We start from the raw sequence: 22,813 nt of genomic DNA on the forward strand, positions 1-22,813 counted from the left end.
GAAGACAGGCATTGCCAGAAAAACACGCATTATAACAAAAAATTATTGGAAAATTACCAGAAATCAACAGATTTCTCACAGTTTGACCACAGTGAAGATATAGACTATAGTAAAGATGTTGATATAAAAATATGCAGTTGTGATGATTGTTCTGATGATGAACATAGTCATGACCACCATCATGGACATCATCATAATCATGAACATGAGCATTCTCATGGAGATACTTGTAGTTGTGAGGATGAAGATGAGCATTCTCATGAGGACAGCTGTAGTTGTTGTGATGAAGATGATGATGTAAATATATCCATATGTAACTGTGATGATTGTTCTGATGATGACGAAGAAGAACCAGTAATTGCAGAAGGAAAACCATTATTGGCTAACCGTTCCATTCAAATTATAGTTTCCAGTGGTATCTTGTTTGTTTTAGGTCATATATTGGAACATTTTTCAGTAATGAACGGTTTGGCAGCAACAATCGTATTTATGGTTGGTGCAGTAATAGCAGGTTATCAAATAGCAATAATGGGATGGAATGCAATTACTAAAAGACACACAATTAGTCCTGCAGTATTAATGACTATTGCATGTATTGCATCCTTTTTAATTAATTGTCCGGAAGAAGGTGCAGCAGTAACGTTCTTGTATTATATAGCTGAATTCTTGGAAGATTATTCAGAACTGAGAGCTCAAAGATCAATTAAATCTTTAGTGGAAATTGCACCTGAAACAGCAAGAGTAAAAATTGGAGATAATGAAGAACTTAGAAAAGTTGATGATGTAAACATTGGGGATATAGTAATAGTTAAACCTGGTGATAAAGTTCCATTGGATGGAAAAGTAATATCCGGAGTATCTTCTATAAATCAAGCATCAATTACGGGAGAAAGCCTTCCAGTAACTAAAAATATTGGGGATAAAGTATTTTCCGGAACTGTAAACCAGGAAGGTTATTTGGAAGTGGAAGTAACTAAAGAATCCAAAGACAGTGTAATTTCAAAGATAGTTTCTCTTGTAAAATCTTCTCAATTAAACAGATCAAATACTGAAACTTTAGTTGAAAAAATAGCAAAATATTATACTCCAATAATTATTGTAATTACAATTTGTGTAGCATTTATTCCACCATTATTATTTGGAGACAATCTGGTACAGTGGGTATACAGAGCATTATCTATCATGGTAATTTCATGTCCTTGTGCATTTTTAATATCTACTCCTATAGGAATGGTTTCTTCAATCACATCAGCTACCAGACAGGGTGTAATTATCAAAGGTAGTTCTCATGTTGAAGAAATGAGAAACATTAAAGCAGTAATTTTGGATAAAACCGGAACTTTAACTGAAGGAAAATTAGTTTTATCAGACATCGAAGTTTTCGATAATAATTATTCAGAAGAACAATTAATTGAAATTGCAGCTTCATTAGAAAGTAAATCCAGTCATCCTATCGGACAAGCAATAGTTAATTATGCAAACGAAAACAATATTGATTTTACAGAGATAAGTGATTTCAAAAATATTCCTGGAAAAGGGATAATTGGTAAATTTAATAATGAAGAATACTATGCTGCTAATGAGTCTTTAATTGAAGGAAGTTCCTTTGAAGTTGACCGTTCAATTCTTGAAAAGTATGCTCAAGATGGTAAAACAGTAATATTTATTGGAAATAAGGAAAATCTACTTGGAATTGTTACAGTTAAAGATAAATTACGTGATGAAGCAAAAGATGTAATCTCAAATTTAAATAATATGGGTGTACAAACCGTTATGTTAACGGGGGATAATAAAGTAGCTGCAAATAGTGTTGCTGAAAAATTAGGAATAAAATATGTTTATTCTGAATTAATGCCTGAAGATAAATTAAATTTATTGGATACTATTAGAAATAAATTTGGTGATACTGCAATGGTTGGTGATGGTATCAACGATGCACCGGCACTTGCAAGAGCTAATGTAGGTATAGCAATGGGGGCAGTAGGTTCTGATGTAGCTATAGAAACTGCAGATATTGCTTTAATGCAGGATGATTTAACAAAATTACCATATTTATTCAGTTTAAGTCATAAAACAATGGATATTATTAGACAAAACATTATTACAGCAATTTCCGTAAAAGTATTGTTTGTAATTTTGGCAGTTTTAGGAGTTATTACATTGATGATGTCTGTAGGTATTGGTGATTTGGGTTTAACTCTATTGGTAATTTTAAACTCATTTAGAATAGGTTTTGTTAAAAATCCTATAGTATAATTTTTTTTATTTTTTTTTTTATTTTTATAGATTTATTTTTACAACAATTATTTCTTTCACATTAATTTTAGATTTAATTCTTTGAATGTTGTATATTTTTTTTTAAATTCAAAATTTTTCTATATTTTCTAATCTAAGGCATTCTTATTACGATATATTTAAATAGTAGTTTTTCAATAGTATATTATATAATGGAGGTGAAAATATGGCAGAATTACCAATTGCTCCTGTAGGAAGATTATTAAAAAATGCTGGTGCTAACAGAATTAGTGATGATGCTAAAATTGAATTAGCAAACGTTCTTGAAGATATTGGAATGGACATCGCAGAAGAAGCAGTTAAACTTGCAAAACACGCTGGAAGAAAAACTGTTAAAGCAACCGATGTAGCATTAGCATGCAGAGATTTATAATTTTCTTTTTATTTTTTAAATCTTTTTTTATTTTTTTATATAATTTTTATAATAAATTACTTTTTAATTAACAGATTTATTCCTGAGTGTATTATTGATAATTTAATTTTAATTGGACTATTTTAAACAGTTTTTTACTTAAATTCTTTAATTATTGCTAATTGATGATATTAATCCAAAAAGTTTATATATCTTTATCAATATAAAGTATATTGTTAAGTTACTTTTTTTATGCCAAGATGACCGAGAGGCTTAGGTGTGTGGCTGCAGACCATATCACAGGGGTTCAAATCCCTTTCTTGGCTTAATTTTTATCAAATTATTTTTCAAAAAATTTTCAATTAAAAATAATTACTACATTTTACATATTTATTATTAGATTCTAATTTATTTCAAAAATATACTAGGAGTATTTTTTCATGATTAAAGTTTATAATACTATGACCAGAGAAAAAGAAGATTTAAAAGTGGTAAACAATAAATTGAAATTGTTTGTTTGTGGACCAACTGTATATGATTATTCTCACATAGGTCATGCAAGAACATACATCTCATTTGATGTAATAGTAAGATATCTAAAACACAAAGGAATTTCAGTATTCTACTTACAGAACATCACAGATATTGATGACAAAATTATTAACAGGGCAAAAGAAAATGGTGAAGATCCATTAGAATTATCCCATAGATTCGAAAAAGAATACTTGGATGACATGGCTTTATTAAATGTAAATAACGTTAATTTCTATGCAAGAGCTACAGAACACATGGATGAAATAATAGGTCAAATTCAAAATTTAATTGAAAAGGGATATGCCTATGATACAGAAACCGGAGTATATTTTGATGTATCCAAATTTGAAGATTTTGGAAAACTTTCTAACAGAAATTTAGATGATTTACAAAACACCAGAATAGAAGTGGATACTACAAAAAAAGATCCAAAAGATTTTGCATTATGGAAAAAACAGGATGAAGAACCATATTGGGATTCACCATGGGGAAAAGGTAGACCTGGATGGCACATTGAAGATACAGCAATCACAGAAAGTTATTTTGGGCCTCAATATAATATCCATGGTGGAGGTTTAGATTTAATCTTCCCACATCACGATGCAGAAATAGCTCAGATGGAAGCAGCAAGTGGAAAAGAGCCGTTAGTAGAATATTGGATGCATACCGGATTTTTAAATGTACGTGGAGAAAAAATGAGTAAATCTTTAGGTAATTTTATAACCATTAAGGAATTATTAAAAGAATATTCTCCTGAAGTATACAGATTCTTTGTATTGTCTACACATTACAGAAGTCCTATAGATTTCAGTGATGACATATTAAATCAAGCTGAAAATAGTTTAAAACGTATTCAAAATACTGGAAAAAATGTTCTTGAAAAACTAAATGAGGAAACACTTCCTGAAGAAGATGAATCAGACATTGCTTCAGAATTATCTTCATTCAAAAAAGAATTCTTTGAAGCAATGGATAATGATTTTAATACTCCTATTGCTTTATCCAGTCTTTTTGACTTCACGCACAAAATTAACAAGTCTTTAAATGACAATGAAATTTCAGAAAAAACTTTAATTTCTATTGTAGAAACATTTAAAAATATTGAAGATATACTTGGATTTTCCATAATTGTTTCAGATGATTCAGGTTCTGACTTATCCAATGAATTATTAGATATAATTACTGATGTAAGACAAGATTTAAGAGCTAAAAAAGATTGGGATTTAGCAGATAAAATCAGAGATAATCTTGCAGATTTGGATATTTCACTTGAAGATAAATAATCTCCTTCCTTAATTTACTTTTTTTTATAGATTTTCATTTTACTGCTCTTTTTGATTAATTCATTAAACTCATAAACTTTAAGTAAAACTATTAATTATATTAAATATATAATGTATTATTTAGGAACAAATAAGATAGGAACAAATAAGATAATAAATGGATTATGGGTGTGTTATTTTGAAAAAATTAGGTCGACGTGAAATGACTAATGAATCAGAAGATGATTTAGCTCATAAAATATTAAAAGATATAAAGGCACCTTCCGATTTAGGCTTACTTCGTTGCGTACAATGTGGTTTATGTACTTCTATGTGTCCGGCATCCAGACATTCAGAATATGATGCAAGAGAAATTATAAAGAGAGTTCTTGATAATGATGAAAGCATTATTGAAGATGAAATTATATGGAATTGCTTCTATTGTTACACTTGTCATAGTGTATGTCCAGTGGGAAACAGTGTATGTGAAGTAAACCAGATATTAAGACAAATGGCAATAGATAAAGATGTTGGAAAGAAACAAATAGAATCTTTTATGAGTTTTGCAGATAGTTTTCTTGAGGAAGGTTTAGGTATAATTCCAAAGGAATACCATGGACAATTAAAAATAGACTATGGAAAACATTGGGAAAACCTTCAAGAAAATTTACAGGAGGTTCGTGAAGAACTGGGTTTGGATAGTATGTTTTTATTGCCCGAAGCAAAGGAATCTGTAGATAAAACACTTGATGCCATAGGATTTAAAAAACGTGTTGATTCCATTAAAGAGGTAAGAAATAGAAAATAGGTGGGAATTATGGTTGATGTGGATAAATTTATACCTACTGAAAATATTACTTTGTTTAGAAGTTGTCTTGTTTCAGCTGAATATCCTGGCGTAGAAGCTTCAACAAAGTTTGTTTTTGATAAGTTGGGTGTAGAATATGTTATAGATAGAAATCAATCCTGTTGTACTGGTTTGGGCCATTATTATGATATTTTTGATGAGTTATCTACAACGGCTTTGGCTGCAAGAAATTTCAGTTATGCTATAAGAAATAATCATAAACAGTATGTTCCTATGTGTGCAACCTGTTATGCAATCTTAAAAACATCTGCTAAAATATTAAATGAAAAAGATGATGTTAGAGAAGAAATTAATAAAGCATTTAGGGAAAATGGTCTTGAGGAATTTCAATATAATAAGGGGGATATTGATCCAAGGGATGATATTACACACGTGGTGGATGTTTTATATTATTTAAAAGATAAAATTCCAGAATTTAAAAAAAGAGATATTTCGAATTTAACTATTGCTACACATCATGGATGTCATTATTGTAAAGTTCATTATAATGATACCTTATGTGGATATAGAAATCCTGAAATAATTGATAAAATTTGTGAAGTCATGGAAGCTCCGGCTCTCCAATGGTACGATCACAAACCAAGACATTGTGGTAGTGGATTTAGGCAAAGATATGCTAATAGGGAATTATCGTTGGATGCAACAGTTGACAAGTTTGAAAGTTTACATAAAGAGAAAGTGGATGTATTGTTGGTAATGTGTCCAAATTGTCAACTACAATTTGATAGGTATGAACAGGTACTGGAAGATATGACTGGGGATAAACATTATTTTGCTGTAATGAATATAGCTCAGCTAGTTGCATTGTACATGGGTGCAGATCCTTACAAAGTATTGGGAATTCAAACACATACCGTTAATGTAGAACCTTTATTAGATAAATTAGGAATAGAATATGATTCAACGGAGGACACATTACATGTCAGAAACGAATAGAATTGGTGTTTTCTTATGTCATTGTGGTGGAAATATCTCAGATAATGTGGATTTGGACAAAATAGAAGAAAAATTATCAGAAAATGAAGAGATATGTTCCATCAAACACCATGAAAATTTATGTTCTTTAGAAGGAAGGAATATAATTAAAGATCAAATCCTTCGTGAAAATTTAGATAAAGTGGTAATTTCTGCATGTTCTAAAATTACTCATGGGGCTACATTTCAAAAATATATTCAACCTTTAAATCCTTATCTATTTGAAATGCCTAATGTGAGGGAACAATGTTCCTGGGTAACAGAAGATAAAGATAAATCTACTAAAAAAGCATTGTCATTAATAAATTCTGCAATTGAAACAGTTAAATATAATGAACCTTTAAAAAAAATACCTACCAAAGTGAAGAATAGTGTCTTGGTTATTGGAGCAGGAATATCTGGGATTACGACGGCTAATTCTCTTGCTAAGCAGGGGATGGAAGTTACTTTAATTGAAAAACGTCCTGCGGTTGGAGGGGCAATGATTCAGGTTGGAAAGGTATTCACGCCAGATAAAATGTCTGAGGATTGTGCGGCTTGTTTATTAAATCCTGTTATTGATGAAATGGTTCATAATGATAAGATTACACTTTTAACAAATACTGTTTTAGAAAGATCTTCTAGGAATGCCGGAAATTTTGATGTGATTTTACGTAAAAAACCAGATTATATTGATCCTGAAAAATGTACCAGTTGTGGTAAATGTACTCAAGCATGTCCGTCTTTTGCACCTGATGAATGGAATGAAGGATTAAATAATCGTAAAGCAGTATATAAACCATTTCCACAAGCAGTTCCAAGTACATATACTTTGGATGATGATTTCTGTATTAAATGTGGTGCTTGTATAAATGTATGTCCTACAAACGCAATTAATTTGGATGCAATTGATGAGATAATATCATTAACAGTGGGGGCTGTGGTAATAGCTACAGGTCACCAACGTTTTGATACCAATAAACGACCGGAGTATGGTCATCCATTTTATGAGGATGTTCTAAGTCAAATGCAATTGGCTAGGCTTATGGGAATTAATGGTCCAACCAATGGTCATTTACAAGTTCCTTCAACAGGTAAGGTTCCAAGAAGAGTTGTTATGATACAGTGTGTTGGTTCAAGAGATCAAATGCCTGATGGACATAAATATTGTTCAAAGGTTTGTTGTATGGTTGCACTTAAAAATGCAAATTTAATACATTCTCATTATCCTGATACCGAGGTAATAATATGTTACACGGATATAAGAACTCCCGGAGTTTATGAAAAATATTATAAATACGTTCAGGACAATGGTATACAATTAATCAGGGGTCGTCCGGGGGAAATTGCCCGTGAAGATGATCATTTGATTGTACGTATTGAGGATACTTTAACTCATAATAAACAGGAGATACCTACCGATTTGGTTGTATTATCAGCAGCATTGGAATCTTCACAGGGAACTATTGATGCAGCTAAAACATTGGGAGTTCCATTAACAGAAGATAAATTTATCAAAGAAAAACATCCTAAAATGCAACCTGTATCTACAGATATTGAGGGAATATTTGTATGTGGAACTGCACAGGGACCAAAAGATATTACAGATAGTATAATTCAAGCAAATACTGCATCAACCAAAATATCTGAGTTAATTAATGGTGGTTTGGAAGTTGAACCGCATATTGCTTCAATAAATGTTAAAAAATGTGTATTGTGTGGTAAATGTGTAGATAATTGTCGTTATCAGGCTTTATCAATTTATCAAAATTCGATTAGGGTGGGTCCTATAGCTTGTACCGGTTGTGGTGATTGCATAATTACTTGTCCTCAAGAAGCAATTAGTATTCAGGGTCAAAGTGATGAACGTTTGGAAGCCAGTATTAAAGGAATATTAAAAGATAAGGATGATGATGAACAAATCATAATCGCATTCTTGGATGATATTGGAAATGTTTCTGCAAATAACATGGGAATCAATCGTGTTGAATGTCCATCAAGCATAAGAATAATTAATGTACCTTTCATTAATCGTGTTAAATATAAACATATTAAATATGCTTTAACTCATGGTGCAGATGGAGTATTTTTAGGAGAATATCCTGATTCATATAAACATGATGAAATTAGAGAAAACGTTCAAGTAATGAAAAAACATTTACAAGAGGATGGCATTAATCCTGAAAGACTAATAATACACAGCGTATTTATTCCTTATTTCAGAGGTTTAGCAAGTCAATTTAAAGAATTTGATGATGTATTGGCTACATTATCATCTTAATTTATTTTTTCTATTTTTAGGAAGTAATTTAATGATTTCAGAAGAAAAATATATTGAACTTATTGAAAATGTTCTGGGAATAACCTTGGAAGATAATTTGGATCAAAAAAAATCTATTTTATCCCCCGTTAATGAAAATCAATATATTGTTGCAGGTCCGGGTAGTGGAAAAACTACTGTTCTTGTTTTAAAAATATTAAAATATATTTTTGTTGATAATATCAAATTAGAAAATATTCTAGTGACTACTTTTACTAAAAAAGCTGCCCGAGAACTTAAAGAGAGAATATCTAATTGGACTTTAATGTTATCTGAAGAATTAGGTATTGGTGTGGACTATGATTTTGATAATCTTCTTATAGGAACGTTGGATAGTATTGCAGAAGAAATTGTTTCAAAACATATGGATGTTGAAATTATTGATAATTTTACTTCTTCGGCAATTATGATGCAAAATTTATTGACAGATGAACGTAACAAAGATAAACGTTTAAAACAGTTTATAAAAAAGATTAAAAATAATCAGGGTGGAGTTAGTACTTCTGATATAAATAATCAGATTCAAACTATTAGAGAACGTATTTATTATGACATGATTAATAAAGAGGAATTAAAAAAAGATGCCGATCGTGAAGCAATCGTTTTTGAAATAATTGATGATTATTTGGATCAATTAAATTCAAGAAATGTGATGGATTATGCAATGCTTGAAGAAAAGTTTTATGAACTTTTGAAAAATGGTTTGGTGGATTCATTTAATGATATTTCCGTATTGTTGATTGATGAATATCAGGATACAAATCTTTTACAGGAAGCTATTTATTTTAAGATTGCCGAGTATGTTAATAAAAATAATGGTAATATTACCGTTGTGGGGGACGATGATCAGTCATTATATAGGTTTAGAGGAGCAACCATAAACTTATTCACGGAATATTCTGAAAGAATAAAAAAAGAATTGGGAATTAATTCAAAAACAATTTTTTTACATAACAATTACAGATCAACCAAAGCTATAATAGACTTTACAAATGATTACATTACTCTTGATGAAAAATTCCAAGAATCACGTACAACAGATAAACCGATAATAATTCCTACAAAAGATACTAATGAGGGATTACCAGTAATTGGAATGTTCAGAAATAATTTAGAGGAATTATCTACTGATTTGTCAGAATTGATATATGCTTTAAAAATTAATAAGGAGTATGTTGTAGAAAGGCATGGGAAAAAATATGATATTTCTCTAAAAAAGACCAACCCATCTATAGCAGTACTTAATAATTCTCCAAAAGAAATTAATGCATTTAATAAAAAGAGATTACCTTATTATATTAGAGAGAGTCTGTCCTATAAAGATGAGAATATTTCAGTGTTTAATCCACGAGGACAAAGTATTGAAACTACTGAAATGGTTTCATTATTGTGTGGATTAATATTACAAAGTATAGATCCTGATGCTATCATTGAGAATAACCTGGATAATATTCCGCCACTTACAAAAAAGACTTTAAAATCATGGAGAAAATATGTTAGGGAGTATATGGAAGAGTCAAATAAGGAATTATTACATTTTGATGAAAAAGTAAATATGAATGAATTACTTGAAGATATTAAAGAGGAATGTGAGTTATTATCATCAGATTCTTCTGAAAACATGGTTTATTATGATATTATATTAGAAACTATTGTTCAAACAGATAATGCTATTAATGATGATGGTTTATTAACTGTTAATCAGGTATTTTGGCATATTTTAGTTCCTATTGCTTCTGGTGCAATAGATATTGATGATGATATGTTTGATGTTGATTTGGAGGATAATGTTAACATTATGTCTATTCATCAATCAAAAGGATTGGAATTTGATGTTGTGGTTGTAGATGTAGGTTCGGATATTTTTAATAATTCTTCGTCAACAGCTTTCAAAAGATTTCCAAGAAATGGTGGTATAACTCATAACCTTGAAAATTATTTGAAAGATTATTCAACAATTTCATATGATTATGATAAAGTTTCTGGTTTGGATAAGGCCTTTAATGATTTAATAAGACGATATTTTGTAGCGTTTACCAGAGCTAAGAGTATTTTAATATTGGTTGGATTGAATAGTATGCGTTATGGTTACAAAGGTGATTTTCAGGATAAAATATATATAGAAAATGTTGCAACAGGTTGGTCCCGAGATAAAAAGTGGCATTGGGATTCATTAGATAATTTATTAAATATTTAAAAATAGTTTGGTGGTCAATTAAGATAAAAAAAGAAAATTTACAGAAATAAGATATACTTATCCTCTGTATCTTTTTTCTTTTACTCCTCTTCCTTTTTTATTTCCTTGTTTTTTGTATCCAGATTTTGGTCTGGTTCTTCTGTTAGTTCCTTTGACTTTTGCCATGATTTCCCCTCCTTTTATTTTTAGTCATTATATAAATAATTTAATTATATTTATACTTATTTTGTCCTTAATTTCTATAAATGAGAATCATCATTATTGAAATATTATATATAATTATATTTAAAATCTTTAATATATATTTTTTGTTTTTAATATTCATTTTCTTATCTATACTTTATTATACATGAAAAAATAAACTTAAAATTAATAGGAAAAATTGTTCGATGTAGGTATCATTTTATATTATTAAAATTTTAGACGTAGATTGCAAGTGTAAAATTATAAATTCTTAGCGACAGATAAGGTGTTAATATGGAAAAGAAAAAGATATTGTGTTTAGTTGATGGAGAACATTACTTCCCAGTTACAAAATCAGCAATAGACAAAATAGAATCTAAAGGTTATGATGTAAAATTATTATTGTTTATTGGCGGAACAGAAAAACTTAGGGATAATAATGTTGATGTAATATCCGATTTATTTAATAAACCAGTGCTATTTGGGGAAGATCATAGAGAAATACCGTATGATTTAATAGGACAATCTATAATTGAAACAGGTGTTGATTGTGTATTTGATTTATCAGATGAACCTGTGGTAAATTATTCCAAACGTTTTAAAATCGCAACTGTAGTTTTACAACATGGAGTAACATATAAAGGTCCTGATTTTGAATTCAAGCCATTAAAAGAGTATGATGTTTTAGAAAATCCTTCATATAAGATATTGGGTACTGGAAAAAGGATTGGTAAAACAGCAGTTAGTGCATATACTGCACGTTTAATTAATAAAGAGGATAAGTATGATCCATGTATTGTTGCAATGGGTAGAGGTGGGCCAGAAGTACCTGAAGTGGTTCATGGTGATGAAATTAAATTAACTCCTCAATATTTGATGGAACAATCAGATAAAGGAAGACATGCAGCATCAGACCATTGGGAAGATGCATTAATGAGTAGAGTATTAACTGTAGGCTGTCGTCGTTGTGCTGGAGGTATGGCAGGCCAAGTATATATTACTAACATGGTTGATGGAGCTAAAATGACTAATGATTTGAATACAAATTTAATTGCGATAGAAGGTAGTGGTTCAGCCATACCACCAATTAAAACAGATAAAAACATAGTATTAGTCGGTGCAAATCAACCTATAGAAACGTTAACTGAATATTTTGGACCATTTAGGATAAAATTGGCCGATTTAATTATTATAACAATGTGTGATGAACAAATATGTTCTAAAGAAAAACTCGATAATTTAATTGAAGAAATTAAAATAATGAATCCAAATGCTGAAATTATTCCTACAATATTTAGACCAGCTCCAGTTGAAAATATAGAAAATAAAAACATTTTATTTGCAACTACTGCTCCCGAATCAGTTCAACATTTATTAAAAGAATATTTAGAAGAAAACTTTAAGTGTAATGTGGTTGCTATCTCTTCTAATTTATCAAATAGACCTTTATTACAAGAAGATATTGATAAAAATATTGATAAAGTGGATATAATGTTAACTGAATTGAAAGCAGCAGCAGTGGATGTTGCAACCAAAGATGCATTAACAAAAGGATTGGAAGTTGTATACTGTGATAATATACCTATACCTATTAATTCCGAATATGATCTTGATTCTGCAATAATGAAAATTGTACACGAAGCTGTTGATTCTTTTAACAGCTAATTATTTATTTTTTTAAATCATAACCGTAAAGTATTTATATAAGTTCAAACACCCTTTCAAAGCATAAGTATATAATATACTATTAATATATTATAATATAGTTGGAAATTCATAATTGAAAAAAATTATTTTCATTAAGTATATTTTATTAATTATCAATTTTTTTATATCAGTCTAGAAACACGGTTTTAGGATATTATTCATTAAATATCAAAATCAGTCTATAATCAAAAATGAAATTTAAAAATAATATCTAAATTGGAGGATAATTAATATGGTACAAACCCAACAACCATTAATAGTTCTCGCAGATGGATCAACAAGAACTGTTGGAAGTCAAGCAACTAAAAATAATATTATGGCTGCTAAATTATTGTCCAACGTATTAATTACTACATTAGGTCCAAGAGGAATGGACAAAATGTTAATCAATACTATTGGTGATATAAAAATTACCAATGATGGTTACACAATTTTAAAAGAAACAGAACCTGATCATCCTGCTGCTAAAATGTTAGTAGATTTATCAAAAATGCAGGAAGAAGAATTTGGTGATGGAACAACAACAGTAGTAGTTTTAGTTGGAGAATTATTAAAACAAGCAGAAAAATTAATCGATCAAGGATTACCTATATCTACAATAGTTAAAGGTTTTGAAAAAGCAAAACAAAAAACTATAGAAGTATTAGATGATATTGCTATTGATGCAAATAAGGAAGAATTGATTAATATAGCAAGAACATCAATGTCTGGTAAAGGTTCATTCACTAATCTTGATTCAATGGCTGAAAATTTAGTTACAATCTTATTAAATGTAGCTGAAAATGGCAATATTGACAAAGACATGATTAAAATCAGAAAAATCCATGGTGAAGGAACTGCAGATACTGAAATTACTGAATCTGTTTCAGTAGATAAAAATGTTTTAGAATCTGAAATGCCAAAAGATGTTAAAGATGCTAAAATTTGTTTACTCCAATATCCTATTGATGCAAGAGAACTTCAAAACAGTGCAAAAATTATTTTAAGTAATCCTGGAGAATACCAAGAATACTTAGATAAAGAAGCAAAAATGTTAGAAGAAGAAGTACAAAAACTTGTTGATTGTGGAGTAAATGTTCTATTCAACAACAAGAAAATCAGTGATTTAGGTCAACATTACTTAACTAAAGCTGGAATTTTAGCAGCTAAAAGAGTTAAACAAGGAGACCTAGAAAGATTATCAAAAGCTACCGGAGCAAATATCGTAAACAATATCCGTGAATTAACTCCTGAAGATATCGGTGAAGCTGGTCACGTATATGAAAAATGGGTATTTGAAAACAGAGAATACATCTTCGTAGAAGAATGTAAAAATAAAGGTACTTTAAACATTATGGTACACGGAAGTACAAAACATATCACTGATCAATTAGAACAAGCTATAAATGATGCAATTGGTGCTGTAAGTCAAGCAATTAAAAACAACAAAGCTATTCCTGGAGGAGGAGCTTCTGATATTGCAGCAGCTAAAGTATTAAGAAAATATGCTAATACATTCAAAGACAAACGTCAATTAGTTATAAAAGCATATGCTGATGCATTAGAACAATTACCACTTGCACTTGCAAAAAATGCAGGTATGGACATTATTGATGTCTCAACTGAATTAATAGCAGCTCAAGAAAAATCAACAAATATGGGTGTAAACGTAATTAAACGTGAAGTCAGAGATAGGAAAGAAGATCATATTCTTGAATCTCAAATTTCTAAAAAAGAAATGATTGACTCATGTACAGAAATTGCTGTAGAAATATTACGTATTGATGATGTAGTTGCATCAAGACCAGAAACTCCTGTTGGAGGAGACATGCCTGGAACACCTAACCCATACATGTAAATAAGATAAATTCATTTTTATCTTATTTTTACTTCTTAAAACTATTTTTATATAATACTTAATTTTTTTATTTAACTAGTTAGTTTTTAATAATATTAATAAGATATATACAACTATATAATCTATTGATTGGAGGATTAAATTGCTAGAAATTATTGACTTAAAAAGAGAAGACTTTTCTAAATATACAGAAAGAATTGAAATGGATTCTAGTGATGTATTACAACCAGTTCAAGAAATCATAGATAATGTAAGAAAAAACAAAGATAAAGCATTACATGATTATACTTTAAAATTTGATAAGGCAGATATCACAGAATTACGAGTTCCTACTGAAACAATTGAGAAGAGTATTGAAAACATAGACGTTAAATTAAAAAAAGCATTGGAAGATGCTGCTGAAAACGTAAGTAAATTCCACAAAGCTCAAATACCATCCGATTGGACAATGGAAGTTAGACCTGGTGTCAAAGCAGGTCAAATAATCAGACCATTAAAAAGGGTTGGTTGTTATATTCCTGGTGGTAGGGCAGCTTACCCATCATCAATACTAATGACAGTAATCCCTGCTAAAATTGCAGGCGTAGAAGAAATCATTTGTTGTACTCCTCCAGATAAAGATGGAAATATTAGTGATGAAATATTGGCTGCAGCATATATTGCAGGTGCAACACATATTTATAAAGTTGGTGGGGCACAGGCTATAGCAGCTATGGCTTATTCAACAGAATCAATACCTGCTGTTGATAAAATTGTAGGTCCGGGTAATATATTCGTTGCCACAGCTAAAAAATTAGTATATGGTACTGTAGATATTGAATTTCCTGCAGGTCCTTCTGAAATGTTGGCTTTGATAGATGAAACAGCAAATCCATCCTACATTGCAACAGAATTATTATCTCAGGCAGAACACGATCCTAATGCAGCAACAATTTTAGTTTCAACATCAAGGAAAGTAGCTGAAGAAACAGTAAATTATGTAAAGGAATATCTTGAAACACAGGAAAGAAAGGAAATTATTGAAGAATCTTTATCAAAGTATTGTCACATATTAGTTGCTGAAGATATGGAACAAGCAATTGATTTTACAAATGCTTATGCTCCAGAACATTTGGTTATTGTTACTGAAGATTATTATAAAACTCTTGAATCAATAGATAATGCAGGTTCTATTTTCTTAGGAAACTTAACTCCTGTAGCTGGGGGAGATTATGGTTCTGGTACAAATCATGTTCTTCCAACAAGTGGTGGAGCTAGAATGTATTCCGGATTATCCGCAGAATCTTTCATTAAAAAACCAACAATACAAGAATTGTCTCCGGAAGGCGTATTAAATATTAAAGACATGGTAATTAATTTAGCTCAAGCAGAAGGATTATATGCTCACGCTATGTCAATAAGAAAAAGAGCAGAAGATATTGAAAAATAATATCTTTATTTTTTTTTAATAATTTTAATAATATTTAAGAAGTATAAAAAACATAATTAATTATTATTATTACTTTATGTTTATAATTAAATCATTAAAAAATTTTTATAGGTGAAAAAGTGACAGACATATTTGAAAAATGTAAAAGAACACATTATTCAACCGAAATTACTCCTGAATTAGCAGGAGAAACTGTAAAAGTAACTGGTTGGGTACATGAAATCAGAGACCTTGGTGGTATTGTATTTGTGTTAATAAGAGATAAAAAAGGAATTACACAACTAACAGCACCAAGTAAAAAATTAACAGAAGAAATGATGGCTGATGTACGTGCAGCAAGAAAAGAAACTATTGTAACATTAACAGGTACTGTACAGGAATCTCCAAAAGCACCAAATGGTGTTGAAATTATTCCATCAAACATAGATATAATCAACGTATCACAATTACCTTTACCATTAGACACTACAGAAAAAGTAGATGCTGAAATGGATACAAGATTGGATGCACGTTTCATGGACTTAAGAAAACATGATGTAAGTGCAATTTTCAAAATCAAAAATGAAATGTTACACACAGTACGTAACTACTTCTATGATAATGATTTTACTGAAATTACAACACCAAAATTAGTAGCATCAGCAACTGAAGGTGGAACAGAATTATTCCCAATCACCTACTTTGAAAAAGAAGCATTCCTTGGACAAAGTCCTCAATTATACAAACAAATGATGATGGCAACAGGATTAGACAACGTTTTCGAAATAGGTCAGATTTTCAGAGCAGAAGAACACGATACTTTAAGACACTTAAATGAAGCATTATCCATAGATGCAGAAATGTCATTTAGAAGTCAAGAAGATGTAATGAACTTATTGGAAGATGTAATTAAAAATGTTTTAAATAATTTACAAGAAAAATGCTCATCTGAGTTAGAAGACCTTGGACATGAATTGGATGTACCATCAGGTGCTTTCCCAGTTGTACCATATGAAGAAGTAATCGACATAGTAAACAGTCAAGATGTAGAAATGGAATATGGTGAAGATTTAAATAGGGCTGCTGAAAAAGTATTAGGAGAAACAATGGGTAGTTATTACTTTATCACAGAATGGCCAACATCAATTAAACCATTTTATGTAATGCCTAAAGCAGATGACCCGGAAAAAAGTACAGCTTTCGATTTAATGTACAGAGACTTAGAGTTATCCAGTGGATCCCAACGTATACATGATTATGACTTGTTATACAGTCAAATCGAAGCAAAAGATTTAAATCCTGATTCATTTGAAAAATATTTACAAGCATTCAAATATGGTATGCCTCCTCATTCAGGATGGGGTATGGGAGCAGACAGACTCACAATGGTTTTAACCGGTGCTAAAAACATTAGGGAAACCGTATTGTTCCCAAGGGATAGAAGACGATTAACACCTTAAGTCTTTTATTATTTTTTTTTTTTAAAAAAAAGTTAAAATGATGGAGATTATTTTCTATTCTATTTTTTCTTTCTTTTCAACGTATAAGTAAATTCTCTCTTTTTCAAAGTAATATGTTTGATCTTCATCGATGTCTTCAGCTATTTCATAGAGAATTTTTTCTTTTTCTAACTTATCCAATCTATTGATGAATTCATCATATTCATGTTGGCTGGTTTTATCAGTATAAACTCTGTTTAATCCCTTTGGACTCCATTCTAAACCATCCCATCCCAATAGTTCAAAATGATTTGGTTTAATAATTGTTAATTTAACAAGAACCTGAAAGTCATCTTCTTCGTATTTTCCATCTAATATTTTGCATTGAATTTCTTTGTTTGTTGACAATCTAAACTCCTCAGATTTTTTTTGCTTTGATAACTAAATTGTAAGTTTTTTTATTTTCTATTTTATTATCATCTAGTTCTTTAAGATCTTCCCAGAGATTACCATGGACCATGTAATCATGTACTCTTGTAATAAAATCTTCAAATTCTTTAATTTCTTCTTCGTTATCTGGTGATAATTTATTTAAATCTATAAAGTCTTTTAACCATTTATTTCCATCATAGAAGTAGTAATTTGTATTATATGAATTTGTCGTATCGTATTCTGCTTTACATTTAATATTGAAATTTTCGTTATTTTCATCTTCGATGTTGTATTCATATGTTTCTTTCATTTTATCACCCAACTCTATATATTTATATCTTTTTTATAATTTATAAATATGAATTCTGTAATACTTGAAATTTTATAATTATTATCAATACCAAAATAATATATATTAATTATGATAAATTAAATATCATCTCATGGTATTGTAGATAATTTTCAGAGGGATAAATATGAAGTCAAGAATCAATAATATTATTCAAAATATCAATAGTACAGTTTACGGTGCCTCTTCAGTTCATAATATGTCTTCAGGTGAAAACTCTGGTGAAACAATGAAAATTTATCAAATTGATGAAGCAGGAGATTACGTGGAAACTATGTACAAAGGGATAACAGTTTACGTAAGAGAAAATTATCCATACTATAATCCTCAAAATGATAAAATATATTATTCAAAAGAAGAAGAATCCGAAGATTTATACAGATTATCAGAAGAAATGACTAAATCTTCCTTAGAAACATTAGATGATATATAATTATTTTATTCTATTTTTTTAACATATTCTGAAGGTTTTTATATTGAAAGATTATGTGGTATTGGACTTAGAAAATCCAAATTTTAGACAAAATTCCATATGTGCTGTAGGAGTTATCGTGGTACGTGACAATAATGTAATAGAAAAAATTTATTCATTAATTAATCCTGAAGATAGCTTTGATAGAATAAATATGGAAATTACAAAAATTGCACCACATATGGTTGAAGATAGTCCGACACTTCCGGAATTCTGGCCTAAAATAAAAGATTTATTAACGAACAATATTGTTGTTGGACACAATATTACTTATGATTTAAAGCTTATTTCTAAATCATTGCAAAGATATCATCTTCCAGTACCTGATTTTAAGTATGTCTGTACTTTATCTTTAAGCAGAAGATATCTGAACTTACCTTCCTATAAACTGGAAAATGTAGCTAAAAAATTACATATAATCTACAATCCGCACAATGCAATTGAGGATGCAAGAGCTGCCTGTGAATTATTTGAGTACATCAATAGGCATGAAAAAATCCCAATTTCAGAATCAAAACATTATCATTACGTGCCAAAAGTAGTTGAAAGATATGATCCCAAATTATCTACTAATTTAAACAATCTTTATGGCATGCTAAGGGTAGTACTTTTTGAAGAATACATTTCCGAACCACAATTCATGCTCTTTGAAGAATGGTATGGAAATAATCTACAATACAACCAATACCTTGTTTTTCATAAAATCAGCTTGGAATTGAAAAGAATTTTAGACAAAGGTCATATGGATGGTTCCGATAAAAAATCGTTGGTAAATGTTGTAGAATTTGTTTCCGTATCCAGCATTTATTCCAATAAAACACTTAAAATACAAGTCTTACAGGGTATAATCAAAGCAATCACGGCAGATAATAAAGTTACTCTTGAAGAATTAACCAACTTAAAAAGATGGATGATGAGAAATACTTCATTAAGAGGTTCTTACCCTTATGATAAAATACTTAAAATTACTAATGTCATGTTAAACCAAGGTTTCATTACCTTGGGGGAACAGGAAAATATATCTAATCAATTTAAAGAATTGATTACTCCAATAAAAAATACAAACGAATCATTCACTTTAAAAAATAAAACTTTCTGTTTATCGGGTGAATTTAAACATGGAAATAAGGAAAAAATAACGTATTTGCTGGAAAAAGAAGGAGCCATTTCAAAAAATTCCGTTTCAGGAAAAGTTGATTATTTATTTGTAGGGGATTTGGGAAGTCCTGCATGGAAATATGGAAATATTGGTGGAAAAATAGTTAAAGCACAGAAATTACAGGATGATGGTGGAAAAATAAAAATAATAAGTGAAAAAAACTTATTTAAAATACTTGAAAAGTGATTATTCTATTTTCTCAATAGCATTAACTGGACAATTTTCATAACATATTCCACAATGTAAACAATGTTCCTGACTAATTTTAAAGGGTGTTCCTTCAATGATTACTTTTTGAGGACAATTTTTTACACATAATCCACATTCAATGCATTGCTCAGAAATAAAGTAACCTTTCAACTTAATTTCATAATTTCCAATCGAAAAACTTTCTCTAAGAATAGGTTTTTGAGTTAAATCAAAAAATTCAATTTCTCCACTAATAATTTTAAACGGTTCTAAAATATATCTGGTTTTACCTGGATAAACATTATTCATGTAAGAATTTTCTTCAAACATCAAGTCAATCCATTTCTTCTGATTTTCTAACTTTTTAGCAATACCTGTAATTCTAATGGATTTATTGTTCTTAAAACTAACATAACTAACTTGTGGGTGAGTAATTAACTGTTCATATACATTTTTCCCACGAGCAGTTAAAAAATAAACAGTATCTTCATCAATATGCATAATATCAATTATTCTACTTTGACTATTTCCTTTTTTATCAACAGTACTAAGTACTCCATCAATTACTTCACGAACTTGTTTAAGACATTCTTTTTTAGTCACCATTGGATAAATCTCCTCAAAAATCTTCTAATTTAACTATGATTTTTCCTTGAGCATTATTACTTTCCATCAACTTATGTGCCTCATTAATATCATCTAAAGAATTAAATACTTTCGCTATAGGGGGTTTAAGATCATATTCTAAAACATATTCAAATATTTTATTGATAATGTGTTGTGTAGGATAATTACTAAAAAATGATGTTAAATATTTTCCATTAGGAATATCTTTAATGGGATCAAATCCATCAATATGCTCAATATTTCCTAAAATACCTGTTACACAACAAATTCCTTGTAATGATAAGGATTCAAAGGAATCAGCCATAGTTCTTGGACCAACAAGTTCTAAAACTTTAGAAACACCATTTGGATATATCTCCTTAATTTTATTGGAAATATTTCCATCATCAATTAAAGCATAGTCTGCACCATGGGCTAATAAAACTGCAATTTTTTCATTATTTCTAGATGTTGTTATGACTTCACAACCTATAGCTTTTGCTAAACTAAGGGAAATTAATCCGGTTGCACTAGTACCACCTCTTATCAAAAGAGTATCCTCTGATGATAATTGTAAACATTCAAATAATGATCCATATGAAGTAAAATATGTTTCGGGGATAGCAGCAATTTCTTCTGTTGAAAGTTTTTCACAAATTTCATTATTAAGTTTAAAAGTATTTTTAGCAGGAAGTAATACATATTCTTCATAACTTCCATTAAAACTTCTACCCATACCACCCATAAGTGAAATAATTTTGTCTCCAACTTTAAATTCATCACTCATTGAATCAATCACGGTACCAACACATTCAATTCCTGGAACAACTGGTAAATGAATGTAATCTTCATCAGCTTCATATTCTCTTAAAATGATTTCCGAACGATTAATTCCAAATGCATTAACTTTCACAAGAATGTGGTTAGGAGTAATTTTAGGTATAGTTATTTCACTGATTTCTAATTCATCAGCTTCACAAGTTTTTTCTAATACAATGGCTTTCATAATTTCACACTTTTTTCCAACATTGTGGATCTGCAGAATACATATTATGGGTTGTACCATAACTTACGGCTGGACAACCTCTACAGAAACGTAATAATTCACATTTAGAACATTTTTCAAACTTTTCATATTGTCTATATTTATCCATCTTTTCACTAAAAAAGATATCATATAGTTCTTCAAATAGAGCATTACCTACCTTACTTTCCATTCTACGACAAGCATAAACCTCCCCTGTGGGAAGGATGGTTATATGTGAATTTCCACAATTACATCCATCATAAATCACATCATCCTCTAAATCAGAAGGTATTTTAAATATTCCTTTCTCATATAAAAATAATGTCCAAAGATGATCTTTAAGATTAAAATGAGTATTAGACTCCTTATATTTTTCAAAACGTTCCCAACAAGCATCTAATAAGTCACGATATTCTTCTGGAGACATTTGAACACTTTTTTCTAAACTAGTAGGACAATATCTAGCAAATGAAAATAAATCTGCCTCATATTCAACAATTTTATCAATTATTTCTGGAATTTCATCAATATTTGTTTTTGATACTGTTGTCATGATATTTGCATGTATATTTGCATTTTTTAAGCAAGCAATCTTGTCTAATGTTATATCAAATGAGCCCTCTTTCCTAAAATAATCATGAGTATCCTTTAAACCATCAATAGATAATTGATAAAATTCACAACCATAATCATGTAATTTTTTACAAATTTCATTATTTAGATGAAAAGGATTTCCCAAAATACCAAATCTAACTGATTTATCCTTAAATAATTTCAATATTTTCCAAAAATCTGGATGTAATAAGGGATCTCCACCTGTAATAGTAAAATAAGGGGTTCGGTTTACTTTTTTGCACATTCTTATGCAATTATTAAAAACATGTATAATATCATTATAAGACATAGTTATTAATGGTTTAGTGTTATCTTCTGAAAAAATATAGCAATGTTTACAACGTTGATCACAATCATCTGTAATATGCCATTGAAATGCAAAAAAATCCAATATAATCTCTCACTATTTTTTTTATAAAAAAAATCCTTAACTATATATTAGTTAAGGATATATTGTTCAACCAATTAATATAATTCAGAACCACAAGCTGTTGAAGTTATTTCTCCTCCGCATGCTGTTGTGGTTGTTTCACTGCCACACGGTGTTGAAAAATAGTTTCTAGCAATTTTTGAATTGTTAAATTTTTTATTTTCTGTCCAAGAATTTA

At 29.6% G+C, this 22,813-nt stretch carries 18 protein-coding genes and 1 tRNA gene; 14 read left to right on the forward strand and 5 right to left on the reverse strand.

All coding sequences use genetic code 11. The features are described 5' to 3' along the window. The 12 genes from QZZ11_RS00340 to aspS form a co-directional block, all read left to right on the forward strand. Window positions 1–2,256, forward strand: a 2,256-nt coding sequence (locus tag QZZ11_RS00340; protein ID WP_292472464.1) for a cation-translocating P-type ATPase, incomplete at its 5' end; no start/stop codon positions are given. Window positions 2,257–2,461: 205 nt separating this feature from the next. Beyond that, window positions 2,462–2,668: a histone family protein gene (locus tag QZZ11_RS00345; protein WP_292472466.1), complete on the forward strand. Its 207-nt coding sequence runs from the start codon at window positions 2,462–2,464 to the stop codon at window positions 2,666–2,668. 233 nt (window positions 2,669–2,901) lie between these two features. Then, window positions 2,902–2,973 (forward strand) — tRNA-Cys (locus tag QZZ11_RS00350). A gap of 117 nt (window positions 2,974–3,090) precedes the next feature. After that, on the forward strand, window positions 3,091–4,464 hold the full coding sequence (cysS, locus tag QZZ11_RS00355; protein ID WP_292472494.1) for a cysteine--tRNA ligase: 1,374 nt from the start codon (window positions 3,091–3,093) through the stop codon (window positions 4,462–4,464). A 178-nt stretch (window positions 4,465–4,642) separates the two neighbouring features. Then, complete coding sequence (hdrC, locus tag QZZ11_RS00360; RefSeq protein ID WP_292472468.1) at window positions 4,643–5,251, forward strand: ferredoxin:CoB-CoM heterodisulfide reductase subunit HdrC; 609 nt, start codon at window positions 4,643–4,645, stop codon at window positions 5,249–5,251. 18 nt (window positions 5,252–5,269) lie between these two features. Further along, window positions 5,270–6,247, forward strand: coding sequence for a ferredoxin:CoB-CoM heterodisulfide reductase subunit HdrB (gene hdrB, locus QZZ11_RS00365; RefSeq protein ID WP_292472497.1), 978 nt, complete (start codon window positions 5,270–5,272; stop codon window positions 6,245–6,247). Beyond that, entirely contained in the window at window positions 6,231–8,546 is a 2,316-nt protein-coding gene (locus QZZ11_RS00370) for an FAD-dependent oxidoreductase (RefSeq protein WP_292472470.1), read from the forward strand. Before hdrB ends, QZZ11_RS00370 begins: the two co-directional genes overlap by 17 nt. Window positions 8,547–8,577: 31 nt before the next feature. Further along, window positions 8,578–10,782 carry an ATP-dependent helicase gene (locus tag QZZ11_RS00375; protein ID WP_292472472.1) on the forward strand — a complete coding sequence of 735 codons (2,205 nt, stop codon included), beginning with the start codon at window positions 8,578–8,580 and terminating at the stop codon, window positions 10,780–10,782. Between the two features lie 477 nt (window positions 10,783–11,259). Next, window positions 11,260–12,630 (forward strand): 2,3-diphosphoglycerate synthetase, encoded by a 1,371-nt coding sequence (locus tag QZZ11_RS00380; RefSeq protein WP_292472474.1) that lies wholly within the window; start codon window positions 11,260–11,262, stop codon window positions 12,628–12,630. Window positions 12,631–12,904: 274 nt separating this feature from the next. Further along, the gene (gene thsA, locus QZZ11_RS00385) at window positions 12,905–14,509 is read left to right on the forward strand and encodes a thermosome subunit alpha (protein WP_292472476.1); all 1,605 of its coding nucleotides are present in this window, start codon (window positions 12,905–12,907) and stop codon (window positions 14,507–14,509) included. A gap of 202 nt (window positions 14,510–14,711) precedes the next feature. Continuing rightward, a complete protein-coding gene (gene hisD, locus QZZ11_RS00390; RefSeq protein WP_292472499.1) occupies window positions 14,712–15,938 on the forward strand; it encodes a histidinol dehydrogenase in 1,227 nt (408 codons plus the stop codon). 119 nt (window positions 15,939–16,057) lie between these two features. Then, the gene (gene aspS, locus QZZ11_RS00395) at window positions 16,058–17,377 is read left to right on the forward strand and encodes an aspartate--tRNA(Asn) ligase (protein ID WP_292472478.1); all 1,320 of its coding nucleotides are present in this window, start codon (window positions 16,058–16,060) and stop codon (window positions 17,375–17,377) included. A gap of 54 nt (window positions 17,378–17,431) precedes the next feature. Here the strand turns inward: aspS and QZZ11_RS00400 are convergent, their stop codons facing one another. Next, window positions 17,432–17,764 (reverse strand): hypothetical protein, encoded by a 333-nt coding sequence (locus QZZ11_RS00400; protein ID WP_292472480.1) that lies wholly within the window; start codon window positions 17,762–17,764, stop codon window positions 17,432–17,434. Between the two features lie 10 nt (window positions 17,765–17,774). After that, window positions 17,775–18,098 (reverse strand): hypothetical protein, encoded by a 324-nt coding sequence (locus QZZ11_RS00405; protein WP_292472482.1) that lies wholly within the window; start codon window positions 18,096–18,098, stop codon window positions 17,775–17,777. 166 nt (window positions 18,099–18,264) lie between these two features. Between QZZ11_RS00405 and QZZ11_RS00410 the strand changes: the two genes are divergently transcribed. Further along, window positions 18,265–18,570, forward strand: coding sequence for a hypothetical protein (locus QZZ11_RS00410; RefSeq protein WP_292472484.1), 306 nt, complete (start codon window positions 18,265–18,267; stop codon window positions 18,568–18,570). 43 nt (window positions 18,571–18,613) lie between these two features. After that, window positions 18,614–19,954, forward strand: a complete 1,341-nt coding sequence (locus QZZ11_RS00415; RefSeq protein WP_292472486.1) for an exonuclease domain-containing protein — start codon at window positions 18,614–18,616, stop codon at window positions 19,952–19,954. On the opposite strand, the gene QZZ11_RS00420 is transcribed toward QZZ11_RS00415, so the two are convergent. From QZZ11_RS00420 to acgM, 3 genes are read right to left on the reverse strand one after another with little or no spacing between them, the layout of a single operon-like run. Continuing rightward, entirely contained in the window at window positions 19,955–20,563 is a 609-nt protein-coding gene (locus QZZ11_RS00420; protein ID WP_292472488.1) for a 4Fe-4S binding protein, read from the reverse strand. Between the two features lie 13 nt (window positions 20,564–20,576). Further along, window positions 20,577–21,569, reverse strand: a complete 993-nt coding sequence (locus tag QZZ11_RS00425) for a zinc-binding dehydrogenase (protein WP_292472490.1) — start codon at window positions 21,567–21,569, stop codon at window positions 20,577–20,579. Window positions 21,570–21,573: 4 nt separating this feature from the next. Further along, window positions 21,574–22,596: a radical SAM/SPASM domain protein, ACGX system gene (gene acgM / locus QZZ11_RS00430; RefSeq protein ID WP_292472492.1), complete on the reverse strand. Its 1,023-nt coding sequence runs from the start codon at window positions 22,594–22,596 to the stop codon at window positions 21,574–21,576. Window positions 22,597–22,813 lie beyond the last annotated feature (217 nt).

Source organism: Methanosphaera sp. (assembly GCF_016282985.1).
In the GTDB taxonomy this organism is placed as follows: Archaea; Methanobacteriota; Methanobacteria; order Methanobacteriales; family Methanobacteriaceae; genus Methanosphaera.